Annotated in this window: 14 protein-coding genes and 1 pseudogene; 13 read left to right on the top strand and 2 right to left on the bottom strand. The window is 67.3% G+C overall.

Annotated features, from left to right (window positions below; all coding sequences use genetic code 11):
- The first annotated feature begins 325 nt into the window (after positions 1-325).
- The 6 genes from BX604_RS38865 to lpdA all read left to right on the top strand — a co-directional run bounded on the left by BX604_RS38865 (position 326) and on the right by lpdA (position 6,599).
- Positions 326-571 carry a hypothetical protein gene (locus BX604_RS38865; protein WP_179894775.1) on the top strand — a complete coding sequence of 82 codons (246 nt, stop codon included), beginning with the start codon at positions 326-328 and terminating at the stop codon, positions 569-571.
- A complete protein-coding gene (locus tag BX604_RS01315; RefSeq protein WP_098549227.1) occupies positions 568-1,194 on the top strand; it encodes a flavin reductase family protein in 627 nt (208 codons plus the stop codon). The genes BX604_RS38865 and BX604_RS01315 overlap by 4 nt, the downstream gene beginning before the upstream one ends.
- A 372-nt stretch (positions 1,195-1,566) precedes the next feature.
- Entirely contained in the window at positions 1,567-2,799 is a 1,233-nt protein-coding gene (locus BX604_RS01310) for a 3-methyl-2-oxobutanoate dehydrogenase (2-methylpropanoyl-transferring) subunit alpha (RefSeq protein ID WP_098549226.1), read from the top strand.
- Between the two features lie 2 nt (positions 2,800-2,801).
- Positions 2,802-3,845, top strand: a complete 1,044-nt coding sequence (locus BX604_RS01305; protein ID WP_098549225.1) for an alpha-ketoacid dehydrogenase subunit beta — start codon at positions 2,802-2,804, stop codon at positions 3,843-3,845.
- A 1-nt stretch (position 3,846) separates the two neighbouring features.
- Positions 3,847-5,202 carry a dihydrolipoamide acetyltransferase family protein gene (locus BX604_RS01300; protein ID WP_098549224.1) on the top strand — a complete coding sequence of 452 codons (1,356 nt, stop codon included), beginning with the start codon at positions 3,847-3,849 and terminating at the stop codon, positions 5,200-5,202.
- Positions 5,203-5,207: 5 nt separating this feature from the next.
- Entirely contained in the window at positions 5,208-6,599 is a 1,392-nt protein-coding gene (gene lpdA / locus BX604_RS01295; RefSeq protein WP_098549223.1) for a dihydrolipoyl dehydrogenase, read from the top strand.
- 224 nt (positions 6,600-6,823) lie between these two features.
- Here the strand turns inward: lpdA and BX604_RS01290 are convergent, their stop codons facing one another.
- Positions 6,824-7,801, bottom strand: coding sequence for an alpha/beta hydrolase (locus tag BX604_RS01290; RefSeq protein WP_098549222.1), 978 nt, complete (start codon positions 7,799-7,801; stop codon positions 6,824-6,826).
- Positions 7,802-7,937: 136 nt separating this feature from the next.
- On the opposite strand from BX604_RS01290, the gene BX604_RS01285 reads away from it, so the two are divergent.
- Positions 7,938-8,954: an AraC family transcriptional regulator gene (locus tag BX604_RS01285; protein WP_098549221.1), complete on the top strand. Its 1,017-nt coding sequence runs from the start codon at positions 7,938-7,940 to the stop codon at positions 8,952-8,954.
- Positions 8,955-9,124: 170 nt separating this feature from the next.
- Positions 9,125-9,754, top strand: coding sequence for an NAD(P)H-binding protein (locus BX604_RS01280; RefSeq protein WP_098549220.1), 630 nt, complete (start codon positions 9,125-9,127; stop codon positions 9,752-9,754).
- A gap of 42 nt (positions 9,755-9,796) precedes the next feature.
- Here the strand turns inward: BX604_RS01280 and BX604_RS01275 are convergent, their stop codons facing one another.
- Complete coding sequence (locus BX604_RS01275; protein ID WP_098549219.1) at positions 9,797-10,714, bottom strand: LysR family transcriptional regulator; 918 nt, start codon at positions 10,712-10,714, stop codon at positions 9,797-9,799.
- Between the two features lie 128 nt (positions 10,715-10,842).
- Between BX604_RS01275 and speB the strand changes: the two genes are divergently transcribed.
- From speB to BX604_RS01245, 5 genes and pseudogenes are all read left to right on the top strand, one after another.
- Positions 10,843-11,793, top strand: coding sequence for an agmatinase (speB, locus tag BX604_RS01270; RefSeq protein WP_098549218.1), 951 nt, complete (start codon positions 10,843-10,845; stop codon positions 11,791-11,793).
- A 30-nt stretch (positions 11,794-11,823) separates the two neighbouring features.
- Positions 11,824-11,931: pseudogene (locus BX604_RS39415) on the top strand (GNAT family N-acetyltransferase); the annotation flags it as partial.
- 434 nt (positions 11,932-12,365) lie between these two features.
- Positions 12,366-13,796: a purine-cytosine permease family protein gene (locus tag BX604_RS01255; protein ID WP_098549217.1), complete on the top strand. Its 1,431-nt coding sequence runs from the start codon at positions 12,366-12,368 to the stop codon at positions 13,794-13,796.
- A 170-nt stretch (positions 13,797-13,966) separates the two neighbouring features.
- On the top strand, positions 13,967-15,025 hold the full coding sequence (locus BX604_RS01250) for a porin (RefSeq protein WP_098549216.1): 1,059 nt from the start codon (positions 13,967-13,969) through the stop codon (positions 15,023-15,025).
- 230 nt (positions 15,026-15,255) lie between these two features.
- Positions 15,256-15,588: a hypothetical protein gene (locus tag BX604_RS01245; protein ID WP_143747986.1), complete on the top strand. Its 333-nt coding sequence runs from the start codon at positions 15,256-15,258 to the stop codon at positions 15,586-15,588.
- The last annotated feature ends 12 nt before the right edge of the window (positions 15,589-15,600 follow it).

The following is a 15,600-nucleotide window of genomic DNA, read 5'->3' as shown; positions in this document are numbered from 1 at the left end:
GCGGACTTAAAAGATTGAGTGCCCGGTCGGAAACGGCCGGTGCAGAACCCTTCAAATTCGGTGAAACCCCTGATGCGCGCATCGAGGCAACGCCGAGCCAAGCCTCGCGGTACAACGCCCGCGTGGAAGGTGTAGAGACTAGACGGGGGGCGCCTAAGGCGCACGGGCGGCGATCACGCCCGCGCGCGACGGCGAAGGCATAGTCCAGCGCACGAACGATGTCGTTCCGACGACGCCGGCTTTGAAAGAAGCAGTGTGACGAAAATCCGCCGCCTTAATTGGCTTGCCGGTTCAAGTCCGGTCCCCGGCACCACCGATCGCCCCGATGCGATTCGACGAAGGTCTGAAAACCCGCGAGAAGCGATGCGCTCGCGGGTTTTTTATTGGGCGCGCCGCAGGCATCGACACGGCGACACTGCGGCACGGCTCGCGGGTGCGCTTCACTGCGACGAACACGACGTCATGTGATACTGGCGCGCGCGTCGCACCGAACGCCTGCGCCGCCATCGGCCCATGCGTTCCGTCGATCGTCTTCAACGCAGTTTGCTTCCTGCAAGACCACCCGCCATGACCGACTCGAGCTACCACTATTACGAACCGTCGCAAGGCCACGGCCTGCCGCACGATCCTTTGAACTCGATCGTGGGCCCGCGCCCGATCGGCTGGATCTCGTCGCGCGGCAGCGACGGCACGCTGAACCTCGCACCGTACAGCTTCTTCAACGCGTTCAACTATCGTCCGCCGATCATCGGATTTTCGAGCACGGCCGCGAAGGACAGCCTGCGCAACGTGCAGGAAACCGGCGAATTCGTCTGGAACCTCGCGACGCGCGACCTCGCCGAAAAGATGAACCAGACCTGCGCCGCGGTGCCGTACGACGTGAACGAATTCGACCTCGGCGGCCTGACCGCGATTCCGTCGCGCCTCGTCAACGTGCCGCGCGTGGCGGAAAGCGGCGTCAACTTCGAATGCAAGGTGACCGAGGTGCTCCGGCTGCGCGATCACCACGGCGTCGACACGCCGGCCACGCTGGTGCTCGGCGAAGTCGTCGCCGTGCATATTCGCCAGGACCTGCTGAAGGACGGCATCTTCGACACGTTCGGCGCGGGCATCATTCTGCGTGCGGGCGGCCCGTCGGCCTATGTGCACGTGAAGCCCGACAGCCGGTTCGACATTTCGCGCCCTGACGCGTAATTCGTCGCGCACCCGAGCGACCGGGCGCGCGAACGCTGAAGCGCCCGGACGCACCAGGACCCCGCCGAGATCCAGGATTTCGCGGGGTCTTTTGCTTTGCCCCCTCCGACACGATCGCGGCTTCACCGGCCGTTGACGCATCGCAGCACACGCACCCGTCGTTCGCCGCCCTGGTGGCGCCGATCGCCCATTCCGATTCGTCATGGCAAATCTGCTCACGGCAAACGAGCGCCTTGGTCATCGACGTCCGGCGCGCTAACGCATAGATTTCCAAGGTTGGCGTGCTTATCCGCACGCCAGCCCGCGCGTGAGTCGGCAACCGGCCGCGCGTTTTTATCAGCGTGAGACACAATCGAGCGTGGAGACGACACGATGAGCCTGTCAGAGCCATTGCGTCTGCATGTGCCGGAGCCCACCGGGCGTCCGGGCTGCAAGACGGATTTTTCCTATTTGCATCTATCGCCGGCCGGCGCGGTTCGCCGCCCGCCGATCGACGTTGCCGCGGCAGATACCGCCCATCTCGCACGGAGCCTCGTGCGCGTGCTTGACGACCACGGCGAAGCCGTCGGTCCGTGGGCCCCCGATCTCGACGATGCGCGCCTGATCGCCGGGATGCGCGCGATGCTGAAAACCCGCATCTTCGACGCGCGCATGATGATCGCGCAGCGTCAGAAGAAAATCTCGTTCTACATGTTGAGCCTCGGCGAAGAGGCGATCGGCGCCGCGCATGCGATGGCGCTGCGTCACGGCGACATGTGCTTCCCGACCTACCGCCAGCAAAGCATCCTGATCGCGCGCGACGTGCCGCTCGACCGGATGATCTGCCAGCTGATGTCGAACGAAGGCGACCCGCTGAAAGGGCGTCAGCTTCCGGTGATGTATTCGGACCGCGAAGCCGGCTTCTTCTCGATTTCCGGCAACCTCGCGACGCAGTTCATCCAGGCGGTCGGCTGGGCGATGGCGTCGGCGATCAAGGGCGACACGAAGATCGCGTCGGCATGGATCGGCGACGGCGCGACGGCCGAAGCCGACTTCCACACCGCGCTGACGTTCGCGCACGTGTATCGCGCGCCGGTGGTGCTGAACGTCGTCAACAACCAGTGGGCGATCTCGACGTTCCAGGCGATCGCGGGCGGCGAGGGCACGACCTTCGCCGGACGCGGCGTCGGCTGCGGCATTGCTTCGCTGCGCGTTGACGGCAACGACTTCCTCGCGATCTACGCGGCATCCACCTGGGCGGCCGAACGCGCGCGCCGCAATCTCGGGCCGACCCTGATCGAATGGGTGACCTACCGTGCGGGCGCGCACTCGACGTCCGATGATCCGACGAAATACCGGCCGAGCGACGACTGGGCCCATTTCCCGCTCGGCGATCCGATCGCGCGTTTCAAGCAGCATCTGATCGCGAAGGGCATCTGGTCGGACAGCGCGCACGACGCGCTCGCGGCCGAGCTCGAAGCGGAGGTGATCGCCGCGCAGAAGGAAGCGGAGAAATTCGGGACGCTGGCCGACGACCGGATTCCGTCGCCGGCGTCGATGTTCGACGACGTGTACAAGGAGCTGCCCGCGCACCTGCGCCGCCAGCGCCAGGAACTGGGAGCGTGATCATGGCGCAACATGAAACGACGACGGCAACCGCGCAGCCGATGACGATGATCCAGGCGTTGCGCTCGGCGATGGACGTGATGCTCGAGCGCGACGGCGACGTGGTGGTGTTCGGGCAGGACGTCGGCTACTTCGGCGGCGTGTTCCGCTGCACCGAAGGGTTGCAGGCGAAGTACGGCAAGTCGCGCGTGTTCGATGCGCCGATCTCGGAAGGCGGGATCGTCGGCGCGGCGGTCGGGATGGGGGCGTACGGCCTGCGTCCGGTCTGCGAAATCCAGTTCGCGGACTACTTCTACCCGGCGTCCGACCAGATCGTGTCGGAAGGCGCGCGGCTGCGCTATCGCTCGGCCGGCCAGTTCATCGCGCCGATGACGATCCGGATGCCGTGCGGTGGCGGCATCTACGGCGGCCAGACGCACAGCCAGAGCCCGGAGGCGATGTTCACGCAGGTCTGCGGATTGCGCACGGTGATGCCGTCGAATCCGTATGACGCGAAGGGGCTCCTGATCGCGTCGATCGAGAACGACGATCCAGTGATCTTCCTCGAGCCGAAGCGGCTGTACAACGGGCCGTTCGACGGCCATCACGAGCGTCCGGTCACGTCGTGGCTCAAGCATCCGGGCAGCGCGGTGCCGGAAGGCTATTACACGGTGCCGCTCGATACGGCGGCCGTGGTGCGGCCCGGCAACGACGTGACGGTGCTGACGTATGGCACGACCGTTCACGTGTCGCTCGCCGCCGCCGAGGAGACCGGCATCGACGCGGAAGTGATCGACCTGCGCACGCTGTGGCCCGTCGATCTCGACACGATCGTCGCGTCGGTGCGCAAGACCGGTCGCTGCGTCGTGGTGCACGAGGCGACGCGCACGTGCGGCTATGGCGCGGAACTGGTGTCGCTCGTGCAGGAGCACTGTTTCTACCACCTGGAGGCGCCGGTCGAGCGCACCACAGGGTGGGACACGCCGTATCCGCACGCGCAGGAATGGGCGTATTTCCCCGGCCCGGCCCGGGTTGGCGAAGCGTTGCGACGCGTGATGGAGGCCTGAGATGGGGATTCATGTCATCAAGATGCCGGATATCGGCGAAGGGATTGCCGAGGTCGAGCTGGTGGCCTGGCACGTGCAACCGGGGCAGACGATCGCGGAAGACCAGCCGCTCGCCGACGTGATGACCGACAAGGCGGCGGTGGAAATTCCGTCGCCGGTCGCGGGCAAGGTGCTGGAACTCGGTGGCCGGATCGGCGAGATGATGGCGGTCGGCAGCGAGCTGATTCGTCTGGAAGTCGAAGGCGACGGCAACCTGAAGCTGGGTGCGAAGGGGCGCGATGCCGGCACGGACGCGACGCCGCGTCCGGCCGCGGCTGAAGCGGCCGATGTACATGCCAAGTCATCCGAAGTATCGGCTGCGCCCGCAACCTCCGACGCACCGGCGTCGTTGAACGCAACACATCAAGCGACGAATCGCGCGCCGGCCGAGCCGCGTCGCGCCGAACACGCCGCGTCGCCGCGTGCCGCACTCGCGCCCGGCGAGCGGCCGCTCGCATCGCCGGCGGTACGCCAGCGCGCATGGGACATGGGCATCGAGCTGCGCTATGTGCGCGGCACCGGCGAAGCCGGGCGGATCCTGCATGCGGATCTCGATGCGTATGCGCGCACGGGCGGCGGCACGGCGCGTGCGTCGCAAGCGCACGGCTATGACGAACGCAACGACGAAACCGACGTGCCGGTGATCGGCCTGCGGCGCGCGATCGCGCGCAAGATGCAGGAAGCGAAGCGCCGCATCCCGCACTTCAGCTACGTCGAGGAGATCGACGTCACCGAGCTCGAATCGCTGCGCGCGGAACTGAACCGCCGCTACGGCGACACGCGCGGCCGGCTCACGCCGCTGCCGCTGCTGATTCGCGCGATGGTGGTTGCGTTGCGCGACTTCCCGCAGATCAACGCGCGCTACGACGACGAAGCCGGTGTCGTCACGCGTTACGGCGCGGTGCACATGGGCGTCGCGACGCAGACGGACGGCGGCCTCACGGTGCCGGTGCTGCGTCATGCGGAAGCGCGCGACGTGTGGTCGATCTCGGCCGAAATCGCGCGGCTGGCCGACGCGGTGCGCGCGAACCGTGCGCAACGCGACGAGCTCAGCGGATCGACGATCACGATCTCGAGCCTCGGCGCACTCGGCGGCATCGTCTCGACGCCGGTCATCAACCATCCCGAAGTCGGCATCGTCGGCGTGAACCGAATGGTCGAGCGGCCGATGATCCGCGACGGTGCGATCGTCGCGCGCAAGATGATGAACCTGTCGTCGTCGTTCGACCATCGCGTCGTCGACGGCGCGGATGCGGCCGAATTCATCCAGGCCGTGCGCGGGTTGCTCGAGCGCCCGGCGCTGCTGTTCGTGGAGTGAGCGCAATGAAGAACGAACACACCACGTTGCTCGTGATCGGCGGCGGTCCGGGCGGTTACGTCGCCGCGATTCGCGCGGGGCAGCTCGGCATTCCGACGGTGCTCGTCGAGCGTGAACGGCTCGGCGGCACCTGCCTGAACATCGGCTGCATTCCGTCGAAGGCGCTGATCCACGTCGCCGACGCGTTCGAGCAGGCATGCGGGCAGGCCGGCGAAGGGGCGCTCGGGATTCGCGTGCGCACGCCGGAGATCGACATCGCGAAAAGCGTCGCATGGAAGGACGGCATCGTCGAGCGGCTCACGCGCGGCGTCGGCGCGCTGCTGAAGAAGCACGGCGTGCGCGTGTTGCACGGCGACGCGCGCGTGATCGACGGCAAGACGGTCGACGTCGTCACCGGCGGCGATACGGTGCGGATTGGTTGCGAACACCTGCTGCTCGCGACCGGTTCCGAGCCGGCCGCGCTGCCGTCGATGCCGTTCGGCGGACACGTCGTGTCGTCGACCGAGGCACTGTCGCCCGCGACGCTGCCGAAGCGGCTGGTCGTCGTCGGGGCCGGGTATATCGGGCTCGAACTCGGGACCGTCTATCGCAAGCTCGGCGTCGACGTCAGCGTCGTCGAAGCGGCCGAGCGCGTGTTGCCCGCGTACGATGCCGAACTCGCGCGGCCGGTCGCGGATTCGCTCGCGCGATTGGGCGTGCGGCTGTTGCTCGGCCACAAGGTGCTTGGGCTCGCGGAACACGGCGCGGTGCGCGTGCAGGCGGCCGACGGCGCGGAGCAGACGCTGCCGGCCGATCGCGTGCTGGTCGCCGTTGGCCGCCGGCCGCGTGTCGACGGCTTCGGGCTCGAGTCGCTGATGCTCGAGCGCAACGGCCGCGCGCTGCGGATCGACGACGAATGCCGGACGTCGATGCGCAACGTCTGGGCGATCGGCGATGTCGCGGGCGAGCCGATGCTTGCGCATCGTGCGATGGCGCAGGGCGAGATGGTGGCCGAGCTGGTTGCCGGCCGGCGCCGCCAGTTCATGCCGGCATCGATCCCGGCCGTGTGCTTCACCGATCCCGAGATCGTGACGGCCGGCTGGTCGCCGAACGATGCGCACGCGGCCGGCGTCGATTGCCTGAGCGCATCGTTCCCGTTCGCGGCGAACGGGCGGGCGATGACGCTGCAGGTGACCGACGGGTTCGTGCGCGTCGTCGCGCGGCGCGACAATCACCTGATCGTCGGCTGGCAGGCGGTCGGGCGCGGCGTGTCGGAGCTGGCCGCGGCGTTCTCGCAGTCGCTGGAGATGGGGGCGCGGCTCGAAGACATCGGCGGCACGATCCACGCGCATCCGACGCTCGGCGAAGCGATGCAGGAGGCCGCGCTGCGTGCGTTGGGGCATGCGTTGCACGTGTGACGTACTCTCGCGCCGGCAGGTACGACAGTGCGAAGCCCCGCTACGGCGGGGCTTTTTTGTTTGTGGCGGAAAGGGGGGATGGGGCGTGAAGAAAGCGGGTTCTTCGGATTGCAAATGATCGGTGGCGATGGCGGGCAAGCCGGCTCGCTGAAGCGGCAACCGGAGGATCGGCGCGCTTCAGGTAATGGGGGCCGGGCCTGCCGGACCTCACCAACGAGAACCGGTCACGAAAGCGTCCGCACCTTGGCCGCGGGCTGTGCCGTCACATCCCGATAAAACGCATCGATCGCATCGACCATCTGCGCGAGCCCCGGCTGTTCGAGCGGATAGTGGCCGGCGTTGTCCAGCATCACGACCTTGACCGGCACGTTGCGAATGCGCGCGAGGAACGGCTCGCTCAGGTGTCGCGGCGTCCAGCGGTCCGCGGCCGGTTGCGTGAGCAGGATCGGGCAGACGCGGAAATCCTCCGGTTCGACCACCGGCCGATACGACATGTACGAATCGAGAAAGGCCATCGTCATCGCGTTGCCGGCCGAGGTCCGGTCCGACAGCCAGACCTTCAGCGCGTCGTCGCGGTTCACGAGCGCGTGCATCTTGCTCGCGAGCGACATCGGGATGCGCATCGCGCGCAGCGGCGTCTTCGCGGTGAAGTGCGTCATCGGGCCGCCGACGCGGCTCATGAACAGGTTGCGTGAGGTTTCGTCGCGCACCTGCTGCACGCGCTGGTCGAGGAACGTCATGCCGACGATGCCGTCGACTTTGCCGTTCAGCGCGGCGACGTGGTAGGTCAGCATGCCGCCCGCGCTCAACCCGTAGAGCACGACCGGACGATCGTCCTTCGCGCGCTCCGCGTCGATCAGGTCGCTGCCGGCGCGCACCCAGTCGTCGTAGCGCACCAGCGCGCCGCGCTCGACCTCGGTCATCCCGTACTCGGGCATGTCGACCGCGATCGTCTCGTAGCCGCGGCGCGCGAGCTGCTCGCCGACGATCATCGACATCTGCCGGCCGTTGGTGCCGACGCCATGAAACAGGATTGCCTTCACTTTCGCCTGAGGATTGCGATACGTGTCGAGATGGAGGCGATGACCGTTCCAGCGCCACCATTCCTCGTGCGGCTGGTGATCGGCCGCCCACTGGAAGTCGGGCGGCAGGAAGCTTTGCATGGCGCGCCAGACGGGCTGGTCTGCGTAGGTCTTGGACATGGCGGCGGACTCCGGTCGATTGGGTTGAAACGGCGGTTTCGATGGATCCCATCATGATCCGGCGGCTGCGCGGCGACCATGCTGGCGCGGGCCAACCGCTTTAGAATCTAGGCCAACACTCGTCACGAGGCGTCCGATGAACGTCTGGAACTTTGCCCGCAGCCCGGCTTCGGTCCTGTTGATGATCGCGTTCGGCCGCGACCGCAGGATCGCGCCGGCGGCCCTGCTGAAAGGCTCGCAACTCACGCTCAAGCAGCTTGCCGACCCGGACTTCACGGTGCTGGCCGCGCAGGAGCTGGCGGTAGCGTCGAATTTGCTCGCGCAGACCGGCGACGAGCCGGGCGTCGGCCTGAAGGTGGGCCTGTCGTACCAGTTGTCCGCTTACGGACTGCTCGGGTACGGGCTGCTCAGCAGCGCGACCGGGATGGACGCCGTCGCGCTGGCGGGGCGTTATCTGGCGCTGACCTACACGTTCGTCGGGATGACCTACCGCCGGGCCGGGCGGCACGATGCGATCGCGTTCGACGCGGCGCCCGAACTGTCCGCGCCGCTGCAGCGCTTCTTCGTCGAACGCGCGATGGGCGCCACCTGCCGCGTGCTGCGCGACGTGATCGGCAGCGCGTTCGGGCTCGCGACGTTCGATCTCGCGTACGACGCCGAGCCGGGCGTGCCGCAGGTGCTCGGCACGCAGGTCCGGTCCGGTCGGCCGGCCAACGCGATCACGTTCGAGCATGCGCATCTCGAACGACCGTTGCCGCAGGCCAATGCCGCGACCGCCGCGATGTGCGAGCGGATGTGCGCGGAGCTGATCACGCGCCGGCGCACCCGCGTCGATCTCGTGTCGTTCCTCAACGAATATCTGGCCACGCGGCCGTTCGACCGGCCGCCGCAACTGAAGGACATCGCGACGCTGCTCAACACGAGCGAGCGCACGCTCAAGCGCCGGCTTCAGGAGGAGGGCGCATGCTTTCGCGACATCTCGAACACGGTGCGCAAGACACGCGCGCAGGCGCTGGTCGCCGAAGGGCGGCTGTCGATCAAGGAGATCGCGGAGGAGCTGGGGTTCAGCGACATGTCGTCGTTCTCGCAGGCGTACAAGCGCTGGACGGGCGTGGCGCCGAGCGTGTCGCGGCAGGCGGCAACCGGCGCATAGCGGATGCCGCAGGTCGGTGTTGACCCTCCCGCGCGAACCGTTCATCGTGTCGATATCCAGCCGGATTCATCGGCCGCGAGCGGGTCGGGCATCGCGATGCGGCAGCGGGCTGTCGGGCGCGCGTGGTTGCTTACGGCGAACCTGCGCACGCCTCATACGGAAAACCTGACATGAAACTGTTGCTCGTCGGCGCGACCGGACTCGTCGGGCGGCACGTCCTCGAAGTCGCGCTCGCCGATGCGCGGGTCGACCAGGTCGTCGTCGTCGCGCGCCGGCCGTTGTCGCCGCATCCAAAGATGCAGGCGCGGGAAGTCGATTTCGACGCTCTGCCCGAGGCGGCCGACTGGTGGCAGGCCGACGCGGTGATCTGCACGCTCGGCACGACGATGCGCACCGCGGGTTCGCAGGCTGCGTTCCGGCGTGTCGATCACGACTACCCGCTCGCGGTGGCGCGCCTCGCGCACCGGCACGGCACGCCGACTTACGTGCTGAATTCCGCGCTCGGCGCGGATCCGGCGTCGCGCATCTTCTACAACCGCGTGAAGGGCGAGGTCGAGCGTGCGCTCGCGGGCGTCGGGTTCGCATCGCTCACCTGCGTGCGGCCCGGCCTGATCGGCGGCAGCCGCGACGAATTCAGGTTCGGCGAACGCTTGTTCGTCCTTGCGTTGAGCCTCGCCGGCCCCGTGCTGCCGATGAAATGGCGCGTGAATCCCGCAGCGCGGATCGCCCGCGCATTGCTCGACGCCGCGCTCGATGCGCGACCGGGCATACACGTCGTCGCGTCGGATCGGCTCGTCTGATCGTCCGCAGCCGGCGGCGCGCGGCCGCCGTTGCCGCGCCGGCTATCCGCGCGCGAAACCGTCGAGCAGCCCGAACTGTTCCGCAAGCGCATCGGCGAACGCGTCCAGTGCTTCGCCGCCGTCGCTGTTCCTCGGCGTCGCAAGCTGGAATTCGACCGTGTGGCTCAGCCTGCTCGCGAGCAGCTTGCGCATCTTGCCGGCCGCGACCCAGGGCGCCGCGACATGGTCCGGCAGGAAGCCGACGTGCGCGCCGGACAGGATGAAGATCACGTCGGCATCGACGTTTTCGGAGAACGCGGTCGGCTGCGCGTTGCGCAGCGCCGAGCCGGCCGTGTTGGTCTTGTAGAGCCGCGCGACGTTGCTCGCCTGCGCGACATCGTTCATCGACACGGCTTTTTTCGCGGCGAGCGGATGCCGGGCGCCGCAATAGAGCGACTGTTGCTCGACGAACAGCGGTGCGTAGTGCAGCCCGGCCTGGTGCCCGGAGAAGTAGCCGACCGCCAGCTGCAATTCGCCTTTCAGCAGCCTGCGCTCCAGTTCGTCGGGCGCCATCGCGAGCATCTCGATCAGCACGTCCGGCGCCTGTTCGCGAAAGCGGCCGACGGCCGTTGCGAGCGATTCGGCGATGTCCGGCGCGAGCCGTTCGGACAGCCCGATGCGCAGCTCGCCGAGCAACGTGCCCGACACATGCTGCGTATCGCGCGTGAATACGTCCATCGCCTGCAGCAACCGCCGCGTCGATTGCAGCACGCGTTCGCCTTTCGGCGTCAGCCGGAAGCCGCGCTTGCCGCGCTCGCACAGCCGGAAGCCGACGCGCGTCTCGAGCTTGGCCATCTGCGTGCTGATGGTCGACGGCGCCATCCCGAGCGTGCCTTGCGCCGCGCTGAAGCCGCCGCTCTCGACGATCGTGACGAAGAGCCGCAGCAACTGCACATCCAGGTCTCTCAAGCGGGTCAGCATGGCAATACATCGCGTTTTGTGAAGTCGGCTTATGTTAGTTCATATTTTTCGTTGGAAGCGATCGCGGCAGAATCGGTATCGGGTCGTCGCTCGTGCGACCGGCCTCTCCACCAGACAGGAATCCGACGATGAGCCAGAACGATCTCGCGTTCACGCGCGACAGCCTTTACGGCACGCAGGCCGAACCCAGCTTCGCCGGGGCGACGAGCTTCATGCGGCGGCGCTTCAGCCGCGATCTCGACGGGGTCGATCTCGCGATCACCGGCGTGCCGTTCGATTCCGCCGCGTCGCACCGGCCGGGCACGCGCTTCGGCCCGCGCGGGCTGCGCATCGCGTCGACCGGGATCGCGTGGGAGCGTCCGTGGCCGTGGGACTTCGATCCGTTCGACGTGCTGGCCGCGGTCGACTATGGCGACTGCGCGTTCGATCTGGGGCAGCCGGAGTCGGTGCCGGGCGCGATCGAGCGGCACGCGGAGGCGATCCTGTCGCGCGGCTGCGCGATGCTGACGCTCGGCGGCGATCACTTCATCACGTATCCGCTGCTGAAGGCGCATGCGAAGGTGCACGGCCCGCTGTCGCTCGTGCACTTCGATGCGCACACCGACACGTGGCCCGATCGCGACGTCAAGCGCATCGATCACGGCACGATGTTCTATCACGCGGCGCGCGAAGGGTGGGTCGCGCCCGAACGCTCGGCGCAGATCGGCATTCGCACGACCAACGACGAACCGATGGGATTCGACATCCAGGATGCGCGCAGCGTGCACGCGTCGACGCCGGCGGCGGTCGCCGCGCGCATTCGCGAACGCGTCGGCGATCATCCGGTCTACCTGACGTTCGACATCGATTGTCTCGATCCGGCGTTCGCGCCGGGCACCGGTACGCCGGTTTCGGGCGGGCTGTCGAGCCATCAGGCGCTCGAGATCCTGCGTCATCTGAACGGCATCAACCTGGTCGGGATGGACGTGGTCGAAGTGTCGCCGCCGTACGATCACGCGGAAATCACGTCGCTGGCCGGCGCGACGATCGCGCTGGAACTGATCTGCCTGCATGCATCGCGCCGTCGCGGCGCGCGGTGACGGCAACGCCACACATCGAACGATGAACGATCCGATCCGGCATCGCGTTCGTACGGTTTCTACCGGCATCTCGGCTGGACGTCGACCGGGCAACTGGACGATGCCGGCGATGAAATCCTGACGCTGCGGATCGCGCAGCACACCCGCGATTCGATCGCATTAGACCCCCGCTGCACGCGCCGCGCATTCGCGCGGCCGCTTCATGCCGATCGTCTCCACCCACGCCGCGCCCGTCGCGCGCTTCAAATCCGGCACCGCTTTCCGGCGCCAAACCTTTCATTTTTCAAACGCTCAACTTGCGACCGTGAAGATCGGATAAGTCCTGATTATTCGGACGATTTCCAAAATGCCCCGATACCGGGTAATCACCGATATCACGCAAGTTGTATATACAAGATCATCCGCTGGCAATGTCGGTACACGTCGTGCCGGTTGCGCGCCAGCGTGCAGACCGTGCGTGGCGCATGCCGGCGATCCACGGCGCACCGCACGCGAAGAGCCGAAAGGGCGGCTCGGCAGGTTCCTGTCTCGTCCAAACCATTTGTGATCCTCAGTATCTTGGAGATTTACCCGTGTCAACGAATCCCAGTGGAAAAGCCGGTGGCCTGATCGAGGTCCGTTCGATCGACTTCATCCCCGACACCGAACGCCACGGCGGCCTGCTGAGCCAGTTCACGCTGTGGCTGTCGGCGAACATGCAGATCACGGCCATCGTCACGGGCGCACTGGCGGTCGTGCTCGGCGGCGATGTGTTCTGGTCGCTGGTCGCGCTGCTGCTCGGCCAGTTCGTCGGCGGCGCCGTGATGGCGCTGCACGGTGCGCAGGGCCCGCAGCTCGGGCTGCCGCAGATGATCTCGAGCCGCGTGCAGTTCGGCGTGTACGGCGCGATGATCCCGATCGTGCTCGTGTGCCTGATGTATATCGGCTTTTCCGCCAGCGGTTCGGTGCTCGCCGGGCAGGCCGTCGCGCAGCTGCTGCACGTCGACGACGCGGCCGGCATCCTGCTGTTCGCGGCCGTGATCGTCGTGCTGACCGTGTTCGGCTACCGTGCGATCCATTTCGTCGGCCGGATCGCGAGCGTGATCGGCATCATCGCGTTCGTCTACATGTTCACGCAGCTGTTCGCGAATCACGACGTCGGCGCGCTGCTCGCGAACAAGCACTTCTCGCTCGCGAGCTTCCTGCTGTCGATGTCGCTGTCCGCGTCGTGGCAGATCGCGTTCGGCCCGTACGTCGCCGACTATTCGCGCTACCTGCCGCGCTTGACGTCGTCGGTCGCCACGTTTTTCGCGGTCGGCCTCGGCTCGGTGATCGGCGCGCAGGCGGCGATGGTGTTCGGCGTGTTCGCGGCCGCGCTCGCCGGCAGCCAGTTCGCGCACCACGAGGTGTCGTATATCGTCGGTCTCGGCTCGACGGGCGCCGTGGCTGCGCTGCTGTACTTCAGCATTTCATTCGGCAAGGTGACGGTGACCGCGCTGAACGCGTACGGCAGCTTCATGTCGATGGCGACGATCGTCAGCGGCTTTCGCGGCAAGGGCGCGGTGTCGTCGCGCAGCCGTCTGGTGTACATCGTCGGGATGATCTGCGTGTCGACGCTGATCGCGCTCGCCGGCCGCCATTCGTTCCTGAAGGAATTCACCGCGTTCATCCTGTTCCTGCTCGCGTTCTTCACGCCGTGGAGCGCGATCAACCTCGTCGACTACTACTGCTTCACGCGCTCGCGCTACGACGTGCCGGCGCTGTCCGATCCGGACGGCCGCTACGGCCGCTGGAACGTGATGGCGATCACGATCTACGTGGTCGGCATCCTGGTGCAACTGCCGTTCATGTCGACGCACATCTATACGGGCCCGCTCGTCGATGCGCTCGGCGGCACCGACATCTCGTGGATCCTCGGCCTGATCGTGCCGGCCGTGCTGTATTACATCGGCGCGCGCGCATCGCGCCGCAGCATCCCCGAGCGCCTGATCCTGCCGCTCGAACGCGGCGAAGTTCAGCACTGACGCATCGCGTCGCCCGCCGGGCCGGCATGCAGCCGGCCCGAGCGGCCCTTCGCGCGCTGCGCGATGGGCCGCACCGTATCCCCACTTGATTACACGCGATGCCGGCACGGCAAGACCACCGTGCCCGGCATCGTTTCATTCTCCTTCAATTGAATAGCAGGACTAAGAAAATGAACGCACGAGGAAATCGTTCCCGCGCGCGGCCGGTGCACGCCGGTCTTCGCATCGCAGTCGCGACGGCATGCATCGCCGGTTCGGGCGCGGCCTGCGCGCAGGACGGCGTCACGCTGTACGGCGTGATCGACGAGTTCGCGCAGTACGTCAACACCGGCAACGGCTATACGGCGGCGATCGGCTCCGGCGGCCAGTGGGGCAGCCGGTTCGGCGTGAAGGGCGGCGAGGATATCGGCGGCGGGCAGAAGATCGAGTTCGCGCTCGAGAACGGCTTCAACCCGAACGACGGTTCGCTCGCGAGCACGGGCAGCATGTTCAACCGGCAGGCGTGGGTCGGCATCGCCGGGCAGTGGGGCAAGGTGCGCGCGGGCCGCCAGAATTCGCCGCTGTTCAACGACCAGGGCGGACAGGATGCGTTCGGCGGCGTCACGCAGGCGTCCGGCATGGACAACCTGACCGTGTTCTCGTTCCGCACCAGCAATACGCTGTCGTACCAGAGCCCCGAGATCGCCGGGTTCCAGGCCGGGCTGTACTTCGGCTTCGGCGACGCGGGCGGCGTGCGTTCCGCGGGCTCCAGCCAGCAGTTCGACTTGACCTACGAGCACGGGCCGTTCGCGGCGTTCGTCGCGGGGCAGTGGCTGAAGAACACGACGGCGACTACGACCGATCGCACGATCATGGCCGGTGCGTCGTACGAGATCGGCAAGGCCACCGTGTACGGCGGCTTCTCCGCGGTGAAGTGGGACGACCTCGGGATCGATTCGCGCGTGTACGGGTTGTCGGTCAAGTATCAGCTCAACCCGGCGAACTACGTCGCGCTCGGCTATGCGTACCTGCACGACCAGACGTCGCAGGGCGACAACGCGGACCAGTTCGGGCTGATGTACGAGTACGACCTGTCGAAGCGCACGAGCTTCTATGGCGCGCTGTCGTACCTGCGCAACCGGAACCAGGCGGGGTACACGCTCGCCGGTGCGGCGAACCCGGGCCTGCCGCTCGCCTATCCGGGCGCGAACGCCCGCGGCGTGCAGCTCGGCATCGTGCATCGGTTCTGACCGATGCAGCATCGGGCGCCGGGCCTGGCAGGCCGGCGCCCGCTTCTTTCGTATCCGCGTGTTCGGGCGGTTATGTCCGTCCGTCGAGAATGCGTGCCGGCTGCGTTCATCGTGCGGTCGCCAGGCCGCTTCTGCGCGATGTCCCGCGAATTCCCCACCCGCTCGCCGCGCGAAGCGGGGCCGGACCACATGGGTTGCGCTCAAGTTTTCCATGCGCGCGCCGATACTCCTTGAGTACGTTCAACGGATGCCTGAAGGAGAGCGGAGCGATGCAGTCGATCGGCCGAATCGCACGCGGCGCGCTGGCGCTCGCGCTGCTGGGCGCAGTGTCGCTCGGCAGCGCGGTGGAGCCGTCGATTCCGCTCCGGATCAGTCTCACCATTCCGGAGATCTGCTCGATTGGCACGGGTGCGCGCCGGGCGGCCGATGCCGGCGTGCCGAGCGTGCGTTGCCAGCACGGCACCCCGTTCATGCTCAGCCGCGCGCGTCCATCCGGCCCGCATTCGGCATCGCCGTCCGACCTCGGCACGGGCGCGTCGCCCGCATGGACCGTCACGTTCTGACTGGTCCGCGGC

This window comes from Burkholderia sp. JKS000303, assembly GCF_002563755.1.
GTDB lineage: Bacteria > Pseudomonadota > Gammaproteobacteria > Burkholderiales > Burkholderiaceae > Burkholderia > Burkholderia anthina_B.
This window is presented reverse-complemented; position numbering and strand designations above follow the sequence as displayed.